The 11,015-nt window shown below is 45.1% G+C and carries 10 protein-coding genes and 1 pseudogene; 8 read left to right on the forward strand and 3 right to left on the reverse strand.

The features are described from left to right. The first annotated feature begins 44 nt into the window (after positions 1 to 44). Complete coding sequence (gene dnaJ, locus H5300_RS00085) at positions 45 to 1,190, forward strand: molecular chaperone DnaJ (RefSeq protein ID WP_009848332.1); 1,146 nt, start codon at positions 45 to 47, stop codon at positions 1,188 to 1,190. 122 nt (positions 1,191 to 1,312) lie between these two features. On the opposite strand, the gene H5300_RS00090 is transcribed toward dnaJ, so the two are convergent. Further along, the gene (locus tag H5300_RS00090) at positions 1,313 to 1,744 is read right to left on the reverse strand and encodes a type IV pilin protein (protein WP_182795211.1); all 432 of its coding nucleotides are present in this window, start codon (positions 1,742 to 1,744) and stop codon (positions 1,313 to 1,315) included. Positions 1,745 to 1,846: 102 nt separating this feature from the next. Here H5300_RS00090 and H5300_RS00095 point away from each other — a divergent pair, with 102 nt between their 5' ends. The 7 genes and pseudogenes from H5300_RS00095 to tadA all read left to right on the forward strand — a co-directional run bounded on the left by H5300_RS00095 (position 1,847) and on the right by tadA (position 8,875). After that, positions 1,847 to 2,353, forward strand: a complete 507-nt coding sequence (locus H5300_RS00095; RefSeq protein ID WP_004735168.1) for a GspH/FimT family pseudopilin — start codon at positions 1,847 to 1,849, stop codon at positions 2,351 to 2,353. After that, positions 2,334 to 2,964 (forward strand): annotated as a pseudogene (locus H5300_RS00100) (PilW family protein). The gene H5300_RS00095 and the pseudogene H5300_RS00100 overlap by 20 nt, the downstream one beginning before the upstream one ends. Further along, positions 2,961 to 4,301, forward strand: a complete 1,341-nt coding sequence (locus H5300_RS00105; protein ID WP_182795212.1) for a hypothetical protein — start codon at positions 2,961 to 2,963, stop codon at positions 4,299 to 4,301. The pseudogene H5300_RS00100 and the gene H5300_RS00105 overlap by 4 nt, the downstream one beginning before the upstream one ends. Continuing rightward, positions 4,291 to 4,740: a prepilin-type N-terminal cleavage/methylation domain-containing protein gene (locus tag H5300_RS00110; RefSeq protein ID WP_182795213.1), complete on the forward strand. Its 450-nt coding sequence runs from the start codon at positions 4,291 to 4,293 to the stop codon at positions 4,738 to 4,740. Before H5300_RS00105 ends, H5300_RS00110 begins: the two co-directional genes overlap by 11 nt. A 297-nt stretch (positions 4,741 to 5,037) precedes the next feature. Beyond that, the gene (locus tag H5300_RS00115; RefSeq protein WP_004735172.1) at positions 5,038 to 6,600 is read left to right on the forward strand and encodes an AbgT family transporter; all 1,563 of its coding nucleotides are present in this window, start codon (positions 5,038 to 5,040) and stop codon (positions 6,598 to 6,600) included. Between the two features lie 243 nt (positions 6,601 to 6,843). Then, positions 6,844 to 8,133, forward strand: a complete 1,290-nt coding sequence (locus H5300_RS00120; RefSeq protein ID WP_182795214.1) for a hemolysin family protein — start codon at positions 6,844 to 6,846, stop codon at positions 8,131 to 8,133. Positions 8,134 to 8,218: 85 nt separating this feature from the next. Then, positions 8,219 to 8,875, forward strand: coding sequence for a tRNA adenosine(34) deaminase TadA (gene tadA / locus H5300_RS00125; RefSeq protein WP_076644755.1), 657 nt, complete (start codon positions 8,219 to 8,221; stop codon positions 8,873 to 8,875). 58 nt (positions 8,876 to 8,933) lie between these two features. Here the strand turns inward: tadA and H5300_RS27820 are convergent, their stop codons facing one another. Then, the gene (locus H5300_RS27820) at positions 8,934 to 9,068 is read right to left on the reverse strand and encodes a hypothetical protein (protein WP_004735176.1); all 135 of its coding nucleotides are present in this window, start codon (positions 9,066 to 9,068) and stop codon (positions 8,934 to 8,936) included. Positions 9,069 to 9,386: 318 nt separating this feature from the next. After that, entirely contained in the window at positions 9,387 to 10,955 is a 1,569-nt protein-coding gene (gene mltF, locus H5300_RS00130; RefSeq protein ID WP_182795215.1) for a membrane-bound lytic murein transglycosylase MltF, read from the reverse strand. Positions 10,956 to 11,015: the final 60 nt, after the last annotated feature.

Raw genomic sequence — 11,015 nt, forward strand, 5'->3', positions numbered from 1 at the left:
TGAAGTGATCATTCGGTAGTAGCAATTATTTGGTGACCTAGAACATGTCAAAACGTGATTTTTACGAAGTATTAGGCGTAAGCCGCGATGCATCAGAGCGCGATATTAAAAAAGCGTACAAACGCTTAGCGATGAAATTCCACCCGGACCGTAATCAGGGTGATGACAGCGCAGCAGACAAATTTAAAGAAGTAAAAGTAGCGTACGAGATCTTAACCGATGCTCAAAAGAAAGCAGCTTATGACCAATACGGCCACGCAGCTTTTGAACAAGGTGGCATGGGTGGCGGCGGTTACGGCGGCGGTGGCCAAGGTGACTTCGGCGATATCTTCGGTGATGTGTTTGGCGATATCTTTGGCGGCGGTCGTCGCGGTGGTGGTCAAGCGCGTGCACAACGTGGTTCTGATTTGCGTTACAACATGGAGCTTTCTCTAGAAGAAGCCGTTCGTGGTGTATCTAAAGAAATCGAAGTACCAACTCTTGTAGAGTGTGATATTTGTGACGGTAGCGGCGCGAAAGCGGGTTCTTCTGCACAAACGTGTGGTACTTGTCATGGCCACGGCCAGGTACAAATGCGCCAAGGTTTCTTTGCGGTTCAACAGACTTGTCCTACTTGTAACGGTAAAGGCAAGATCATCAAAGACCCATGTAACTCATGTCATGGTCAAGGTCGCAAGCAGAAGACGAAAACGCTTAACGTTAAGATCCCAGCAGGTGTTGATACTGGTGATCGCATTCGTCTATCTGGCGAAGGCGAAGCAGGGGAGCACGGCGCTCCAGCTGGCGACTTGTACGTACAAGTACACGTAAAAGAGCACAACATCTTTGAGCGTGACGGCAACAACCTTTACTGTGAAGTGCCAGTAAGCTTCTCTATGGCTGCTTTAGGTGGTGAAGTTGAAGTTCCAACACTAGATGGTCGTGTAAACCTTAAAGTGCCAGAAGAAACACAAACGGGCCGTATGTTCCGTATGCGTGGCAAAGGCGTGAAAGGCGTTCGTGGCGGCGGTGTGGGTGACCTAATCGTTAAACTAGTGGTTGAGACACCGGTTAAGCTAAGCTCTCGTCAGAAAGAACTATTACGTGAATTCGAAGAAACATGTTGTGGTGAAGCGGCAAGCAAGCACAAGCCAAAGTCTGAAGGTTTCTTCAGCGGTGTTAAAAACTTCTTCGATGACCTAACTAAGTAATTGATAGTGATTTGAAATTTTTAAAGCCTGCCAGTGTGCAGGCTTTTTTGTATCTGTAGATCAGAGAAGAAAGAGTCGAGATTTCTCAGATAAATTATCGAGCCCTTTGGTGGTTGTTCTTGTTACTTCCAACACGCTTCTGGCTCTGAAACACCCGAGTGGTGTAATTCCAATATATCGGTAATCGAATCTAAACATCCATCATTCACTTGCTGTGAAAGTGGTTCTGCTTGAATGGCATAGGTTGTACTACTCGCCGAAATCGCTAACGTGTATCGGCTGGTGTCGGTATCGCAAAACAAACATGTCCCTCCGGAAATAATATTCTCCGCTGCGGATGCATAGTTTCCCGTGTACAGCGTCTCCATTTCCAATTGTATCTTTGTCATATCAGCTATCGCGGTGACTCGGTGCGCTTTAATTACATGGCTCGTATAACTTGGATAGGCAATGGCACCAAGTATCCCCACGATGGCGATAGCGATCAATAATTCGATCAATGTCATCCCCCTAATGCTTAAGTTGTTGTTGTTGCATATATTTCTTCGAATCATCGCGAGTAGTTTCCTTTAATATCTCTGCCTATTTTTCTCCGGTGGTAGCATCGGCGCAAGATTAAATACGGTTACGAGCAGTATTACATAGGAAATTGGGAAATGACTCGCGGGTTTACTTTAATAGAGCTGTTAATCACGGTGTCGGTGTTATCGATACTGATAGCGACGGCTGCCCCGAGTTTTAGTTCAGTAACGCAAACCGTGAAGATGCAGCGATTGGCTGGCGAGTTGAATGGTTTTCTTATTCAGGCTAAGTCAGAGTCAGTAAAAAGGAATCAAGATCTTTGGGTTCATTTCTCGATGGATAAAAATGAAGAGCAATCTACAGGGGAGTGGAGTCTGTTGTTGAAGCCGACCGAAGATCTCTCCGGCGAAACGCTGGTGATGCTATCGGGTCAACCGTTTCGAGATGTCTCGTTTTCTCATAACTACACAGGCGCAAGAATTAGCTTTGAGAGTGTGAGAGGAAGGCCAGCAAGAGGGACGATTTACCTTTCTCCTAATACAGCTTCAACCGATCGGATGTTGATCAAATTATCCAGTCCACCGGGGCGAATTAAGGTGTGCGGTGAATCGAGTGCACAGTATGGCTATGATGCCTGTTAAATCGACAGCGGTAGCTCCTAGCAGGCAGCAAGGCACATCATTAATTGAGTTAATGGTGGCGTCTGTGATTGGTGTGTTCGCGATTTCGATTATCGGTAGTGTCTTTATAACAGGGCAGAGAATAGCCAAAGACAAAGGCATTGAATTATTGCTGCTACAAAACCTAACAAGCACGATGCAGGTGATGAAGGAGGATATCCAACGGGCGGGCTGATGGCTCTAATGGTTACTCAATCAAGCTGTCTGGAGCGAGTAACACCATCCAAGTGAGTGGCGGTGTTGCCGTTGGGTTTGTCTATTTCAGAGAGGGCTCGAACGGAAACAAAGATAATCGAAATATCGTTTATCGGAAAGATGGAACCAAGCTACAAATTTGTGAGAAGGGCACCACTGTATCTGAGGCGATTCCTATTTTTAATCAGGTTACTGGATGTTACTCACTTTTCGATGACAGCCTGATCGAGGTAGACGCATTCAGCGTTGATGCTCAGTTATTAGAGCTGAACTCTATTAAAACCACGTTTACCGATATCAGCATTACGGCTTCAATTCCAACCGCAGGTGTTACCAAATCGGTTTCGGTTTCCGTTAAACAAAGGAACTGGCAATGATGGTGTTTAGAAAGCAACGCGGCGTGGTGACCTTGTTGATCACATCGGTGCTTTTAGTTGGTGCTTTAGTGGTGACGTTAGGCACGTATCGCAGTGTGTTTCATCAAATTAAAGTGGCTCAGAATGAGGTGCAAGGAAGGCAAAATCACTGGCGTTCAGAAGGTGGTTTAGAGTGTACTTATTCCTATCTACGTGAGCTCGATAAAACCGTTTTAGATATCAAAGATGCCAGTGCACGCCATGCCGACTTTTCTGATTGGTGTTCTCCATATGACAACGCCCCCCAAATTGAGGTTTCGGATAGTGCGAGTTCCATTGCTTATATTGTTGCATCTACAACCGATACACAGCTGCTATCTAAAACCATTCGTGAGAGCTCTCAGTTAGGAAGTGGGGCGATTCAATCAACAGGGCCGATTGAGATCATCGGTACATTGAGCCTGAAGCCTACAGTTAAAGAAGAACCGATCAATGGTAATGAATATGAATGCGTGAGTGTTACTTTTGCCGACCTTTTTACTTACCAATACGATTCAACACATGGTGATTCAGGACAAACGTTAGGCTTAGAAGTGCTCGACCCAAGTGCGGATGGTCCGTTTTCTGGTTTTGATGGCGTGTGTGATAGCGACTATAAGACGGAGATCCCTAAAGGCAGTTCGGGAAGTAGTTATTCAATCTATGCGCCTGATTCCTATCAAGGAACGAATCCGCTTCCCTTCAAAAAAGATTTTAATCCTGATCCTAATATGAACCCGTTTTATACCTTTTTTGGTATCGCTAAAACGGATCAAAATATTGTCGACTTATCTCAAGACACTGACCTTTTTAAGCACGTACAGATACTGAATGCGACAGAGTGTGGCACCGAAATCATGGACCATTTTACTCCTGGGCAAACCAAGGGATTGTGGGTTGAGGGAAATTGCCATATCAATTCAGCGGTTGCCGCCGCCAACAATCAATCTCAACTTCTAGTGATTCAAGATGGTGTGCTCGCGTTAAATGGTGCCATGACTTACAACGGTGTGATTTATCCTTTGGTCGATTATCAAAAGAGTCATATTAAAACTCGTATAGATGACTTCTGGGAAGCGCTTGTTACTCCTAATGTATTTGCACCTTTTATCAAAGACATCGATGACGCTACCGTCCTGAAAAAAAGTGTCGGGATTCAATTTGCTTCTGGTTTACCTTCAGGTGGCCTTATCTTCGATTCGCCACTTGGGGTGACAACGATTGTGGGTGATATGGATTTGGATTTTCGTTCAGAATCTAATCCGAGTGATCCGCCTTCTATTTATCAATGGAAGCGAGGATCATGGAATGACTTCTAAACAACGTGGTTTCAGTTTGATAGAGGTGCTTATCTCTTTTTTGCTCATCGGTGTTGCTTCGTTAGGGTTGGTTAAGCTGCAAGTTTATGCGGAGCAAAAGTCGGACCTTGCGCTTCACAGTGTAGAGGCACTTCACTTTGCTGAAAGGCAAATGGAATATTATCGAACGCGAGTCTCGGATGTGAGTGGGGCAGTAGGACTTATTCCTTTTTCGCAACTCAATCAAGCGAACTATTGTCTCAACACGACAAGCTCAGATCCTTTATCCGGTTTGTCGGACTCTGGGTATGCGATGACTTGTGAGGTGGAGAATGCTGCTGGCGCTTTGTCGGGAGCGTTAAAAAGCATTACTGTTTCCGTTGCATGGCAAGATCGTATGAACCGTTCGCAAAGCATTTACCTCGAGACTATGCTCTCCAAATACAGTGAGTTTGATTGATCTATTAAGCAAACGTTTACTGCATGCCAAGGCCTACGCATCACCTTTACTGATAGTTTTCACTCCTCGGACATTGTTTACGTGCCAGTTAAAACTCTGTATATGGAATGGTGTTTTTTGTGTTTTTATATTGTTGCTGTTGTACAGTATTTTTGCAAAATATGTCTCCATTTATGGAAAATGATGTGGAACCTTGTGCTTTTTAACAGCGACTTTAATAGAATATGTGCTGTACCAATAGGCCATGGTCAAAACTTTTATTAGGCCTAAACAAACAACATCATATATGGAGTTACAATGAGTAACCAAGCTGTAAAAAAAGCACCATCGACTGAGAAGATCAGTGGGATGGACCGCTTTCTAAACTTCATTGAACGCGCCGGCAACAAAATTCCAGACCCTGCAATTCTGTTCTTCTGGGCTCTAGTTATCGTATGGGTAGCATCTGCACTTTTATCGAATCTTTCATTCGACCTAATCAACCCTCAAACGGGTGCTGCTCTAGAAGTAAACAACCTATTAACTGGTGAAGCGCTTGCTAGCTTCCTAGCGAATATGGTTACCACGTTCACAGGCTTCGCACCGCTAGGCATCGTACTTGTTGCTATGCTAGGTGTTGGCGTTGCTGATTCTTCAGGCTTCATTACGACTGGCCTTAAGAAGATGCTGAACTTCACGCCAGCTAAGCTATTAACGCCTATGCTAATCCTTGTTGCTATCGTGTCTCACACAGCAGCAGATGCAGGTTACGTTCTAGTAATCCCTCTTGGCGGTATCATCTTCCACGCAGCGGGTCGTCACCCTCTAGCGGGTATTGCAGCAGCGTTTGCTGGTGTATCAGGTGGTTTCTCAGCGAACTTCATTCCTTCAGGTATTGACCCGCTACTAGCAGGCTTCACTCAAACAGCGGCAAACGTTCTTGACCCTGCATACGTGGTTAACCCTCTAGCGAACATTTTCTTTACTGGTTTGTCTTCAGTTCTCATTGTTGGTATCGGTTGGTACGTGACAGAGAAGATCATTGAACCTCGCCTTGCAAAAACTCCAGTAGATGAAGATGCTGAACAAGCACCTGATCTAGGTACGTTCACAGCGATTGAATCTAAAGCATTCAAATTCGCTGGTTGGGCAATGGTTGCAGGTATTGGTCTGCTTATCGCAGCTTTGGTTCCTGAAAACTCAGCACTTCGTTCGCCTGAAGGTGAACTAACGGCGTTCTCAGCACCAGTAATGAAGTCTATCGTTCCTCTGATCTTCATTCTGTTTATTATTCCGGGTATCGTCTACGGCCGTGTTGCGGGTACATTCAAGAATAGTAACGATGTTATCAAAGCGATGTCTGAGACAATGGCAACGATGGGCGCATACATTGTAATGTCGTTCTTCTGTGCTCAGTTCCTATCTGCATTCGCTCAATCAAACATCGGTACTATGCTGGCGCTTTACGGTGCTGAAGGCTTGAAAGCGATGGATCTTCCGGGTGAAGCAACGGTTGTTGGTATGATTCTACTAACGGCTGCAGTTAACCTTCTTGTAGGTTCTGCTTCAGCTAAGTGGGCACTGATTGGTCCTATCCTAGTTCCTATGCTAATGGTTGTGGGTATCTCCCCAGAGCTATCTCAAGCGGCTTACCGTGTAGGTGACTCAGTGTCTAACATCATCTCTCCACTAATGGTGTTCTTCCCACTGGTTGTTGTTTACTGTCAACGCTACGTTAAGTCGACAGGTATCGGTACTCTAGCTTCTTTAATGATGCCATTCTCGATTGCTATGCTAATCGGTTGGTCTATCTTCTTGCTAGGTTACTGGGCTCTTGGTATCCCGCTAGGTATCCAAGCTCCTTACACTTACACAATGTAAGATAAGTAAAGCTAAGAAAAGCCAAACGAACTAACATAAAAATCATCGAAGCCCGCACCGAAATGTGCGGGCTTTTTTTCGCCATCTTTTTCCGTTTTTTTTATCCAAGATTTTTATAGCCAAGACTTTTTATATCCCAAACTTTCTATATCGAAAACTTTTTATATTCAAAATAAAGGCACTCAGCTTATACTCCGGATCACGGCTAATTGTTGGCCGGTAAAATTAGGAAATCCAAACCACATGAAGATTCTGCTTTTAGTAGGGTTAATTGTTTTAAATGGTCTGTTTGCCATGTCAGAGATTGCATTGGTAGCAGCAAAAAATAGTCGGCTGAAACGCTTAGCCGAAAAACATCGCTCCGCTCAGGTTGCTCTTGAGCTCAAAGAAAACCCAACCCGCTTCCTTTCAACCATTCAAATCGGTATTACTGTAATCGGCCTACTCAGCGGTATTGTGGGCGAGGCGACGCTCTCTGCGCCACTGGCCGTTCAACTTGAGCTATGGGGATTCGACCCAACACAAGCGAATATCTTGTCTACCGCGGTAGTCGTTGTCGGTATTACTTACTTCGCGATTGTTGTGGGTGAGCTAGTGCCAAAGCGTTTTGCTCAATCCCAAGCTGAAAACATTGCTGTGTTAGTCGCGCTGCCAATCTTCTGGTTATCTAAAATCGCGACGCCGTTTGTGTTTGCGTTGTCTGCATCAACCGAAGGTATTCTCAAGTTAATGGGGCGTGGTGGTGAAGAAGACAGTGTGACTGAAGACGATATTCATGCACTCGTGAAAGAGGGCTCTGAATCAGGTGTGATAGAGCGTGGCGAGCAAGAGATGATTCGCAATATCTTACAGCTTGATGATCGCCTTGTGAGCTCGTTGATGACGCCACGCCGAGACGTCGACTTTCTAGATATTGAGCAACCTGTAGAGCAGATATTTAAGAAACTGCGCTCTTCAAAGCACAGTGTATTTCCATTATGCCAAGACCATCTCAATAAAGTGGTCGGTACGGTGTCGTCCAAAGCCTTGCTGAATCAGGCGGGCAATTTAAGTATTCAAGTCATCATGGGGCTGTCTAAGTCGCCGATCTATGTTCCAGAATCGATGAAGGCACTGCGGCTACTTGGCTATTTTAAAGAGTCGGGTACCGAGATGGCTTTCATTGTTGACGAGTATGGCGATGTGCAAGGCCTTGTGACTCATTACGATATTCTTGAAGCGATTGCAGGTGAGTTATCCAATAACCCCAATGACCTATGGACAGAGCAAGTGGAAGACGGGTTGCTGGTGGATGGATTAATCCCTATCAGTGAGCTCAAGAACCGTTTAGAGCTGTCAGAATTGGAAGGGGAAAGCGAAGGCTTCCAAACATTGAATGGCCTTGTGACTTGGTTAATCGGGCGTTTACCCGATACGGGAGAAGTCGTTCAGTGTCAGCAATGGCAGTTTGAAATTATCTCGGTCGAGAACAACCGTATTGTGAGTGTGAAAGCGACAAAAATAGTCAATGAGCTAGGCGATGCTGTTAGTTAGATAAGCCGCTAGCTAGAGATTAAACGAACAAGCCAACGCTTGTTGTTCATTATCTCTTTATTGTTCATAATCACTAAGATTAGGTATGCTTCTCCGCATACCTTTTTTTGTTCTTATCCTTTGTTTTCTGGAGTTCCCTTTGTCAGACCATCAATTCACCCCTCAAGATGAAATCTTCATGCGACGCGCCATTGAGGTTGCTAAGCAAGCTGAGAAAGAGGGAGAGGTTCCCGTTGGTGCCGTGTTGGTAAAAGAGGGTGAGATTATTTCTGAAGGTTGGAACCGTTCTATTGGAAGCCACGATGCCACGGCACACGCAGAAATCGAAACCTTGCGTAAAGCTGGGCAAGCTTTAGAAAACTATCGCTTACTCGATACCACCTTATACGTCACGCTTGAGCCTTGCCCAATGTGTGCAGGCGCCTTGTTACACAGCCGAGTAAAGCGCATTGTGTTTGGGGCTCCTGACTTAAAAGCGGGTGCAGCAGGTACGGTGTTAAATCTCTTTGAAAGCCAAGCCTCATACCACTATGCAGACGTGGAAAATGGTTTGTTAGAACAAGAGTGCCGTGAGCAACTGCAAGCGTTTTTCAAGCGTCGTAGAAAAGAGATAAAAGAAAAACGAAAGCAAGACCGTCTGTTGGAAGAGCAGTGTTTAGAATCTGACAAGGCAAGTAATAAGAATAAGGTCAGTAACAAGAACAAGGTCTGTAACAAAAACAAGGTCTGTAACAAAAAATAGCAGTAAGCTTTCGGCACTCTCTATCGCAAGAGTGCCGCAAAAAACTTACTCGGTATATTTACTCAGAAAGTATCTGCATGAAAGCACGGTTGCGCCAAATGATTTTCTTCTTATTATTTGAAAGCATACGCTTACGACGGTTTGCAGCAACGGTCTTATCAAGGCGCTTCGATTTCAGTTTACTCTTCATCATTTCAACGATTTCCTATTTGTCGTCTGGCTTTGTAATTATGACTTCAGTTTTAATTATAGTGGTTCTTTGTTTATGAGCTCTGTCGCGAACTTAGCGATACTTTTTGAGTGACCATTCGTAATGGCCAATGTCTGAGTACAACAGAACATCATGGCGCTTATGGTGTGTCGTTATAAAGTTCGATTGTTACTGCAATATGACACCTCAAATTTAACGGTCACTTTGCTGGTTTAGTTTCTCAATGCGAACTAGCCAATACGAACCAGTGGCTCATGTATAAAAAAAAGAGCAACGCTATATAGCATTGCTCTTTTTTATTTATTTGGAAGACTCAGCTTCATCGACAGCGGATTCAGCCGCACTGATTGTCGATTCAGCGCCCGAGATCTCTAAAGGTGGGATAACCACCAACCCTTCAAGGCTCGCTTCTTCCTCTTTATTACGCTTATTCACATGGCCGATAATGCTTTGGTAATAACGGCGAATGTTCTCAACGTAATTCCTTGCTTCATCACCACGCGCATAACCGTAACGAGTTTTACTGTAGTACTTCTTCTGTCTTAGCAGAGGCAGCCTGTCTTTCACATCACCCCAAGCGTCAGGATCACCGCCTTGTGCTTTGGTTAAGCGACGAGCATCCATCATGTGCCCGTAACCTACGTTATATGAGGCAAGCGCAAACCAGATCTTTTCGTGTTGAGTGATTGAGTCGGGCACTCGGTTAACGATACGACGCAGGTATTCAACCCCGCCTTGTACCGACTGTTTAGGGTCAAGACGATTGGTCACACCAACGCTTTTCGCGGTTGGTAGCGTCAACATCATCATGCCTCGAACACCAGTAGGAGAACGTGCGACAGGGTTCCAGTGTGACTCTTGGTATGCCAAAGCAGCAATCAAGCGCCAATCAAATTCTTGCGAATATTTTTGAAATAGTGGAGACCATTTTGGCAGCTTGCTATCCAATGCACGGATAAAGGCACGAGTATCGACATAATCGAAGGTGCCGATATGGCCAATATATTTTTCTTCCAGTGAAGCGAGCTCACCAGACTGCTTTAGGTTACCGAAAAACTCAATCAGCAGCGCATAAAGGCTTTCATCTTCAGACTTCTGTAAATACCAAGAGATCGGTTGGTCTTCTGTAAGTTCAAAAGCCAAAGCCACGTCAGGGTATAAACGTTGTGCGAGTGACAGCTCAATCGAATCCGCCACAGTAAACAAGCGTTCGCCAGTCGACACTTCTTTTAGCAGGTCGTTGATATCAGCATTGCCGATCGCATCGTAGATAAAGTCATCGTGTGTGTTTTGCAGCTGTTTTAGTGTTGGCTCAAAGTGTGAGTCTTTCACTACAACCAAAGATGGCGTCAATGTGTCAGTAGTCGCTACCTCTTCTGATTCAGTTTGTGCTTTTACGAAATCAGCCTGACGTTCATTCTCGAACTTGATCAGTTGCTCAAGGTTTCTTGGTCGCCACTGGCCTTTTTTGTACACGACCTGCTGGCTTACATAGTAATAAGCGGGCGCGGAGCGATAGGCACGTGTCAGGTTGCTGTTTTGTGTTAACCCCGTTGCGATAAGATCGATCTCGCCTTTCTTTAACGCAGGAAATAGGCCGGATAGACGGTAAGCAGGTTTAACCTCAAGCTTTACACCAAGCTCTTCTGCAAACTCGCGAGCTAACTCGTAGTCCAAGCCAGCAGGACCATCTGGACCGATGTAATAAGAGAGTTGGTTATTCAGGGTGCCGACACGAAGAACGCCACGCTCTCGTATCTGCTCAAGGACACTTTTAGGTTCAGATTCAATCTGGCATCCAGCCAACCCAAAAAGGGCAATAGCGAGCAGAAGGAACTTAGACGAAAAGATGAGCGTAAATTTAGGCATCAAAATGAAATCTCGAAAAGTGGAAGCCCCTTTATACCAAACCCCGCAAGGCTGGCAAAG

It is taken from the genome of Vibrio sp. SG41-7 (assembly GCF_014164465.1).
In the GTDB taxonomy this organism is placed as follows: Bacteria; Pseudomonadota; Gammaproteobacteria; order Enterobacterales; family Vibrionaceae; genus Vibrio; species Vibrio splendidus.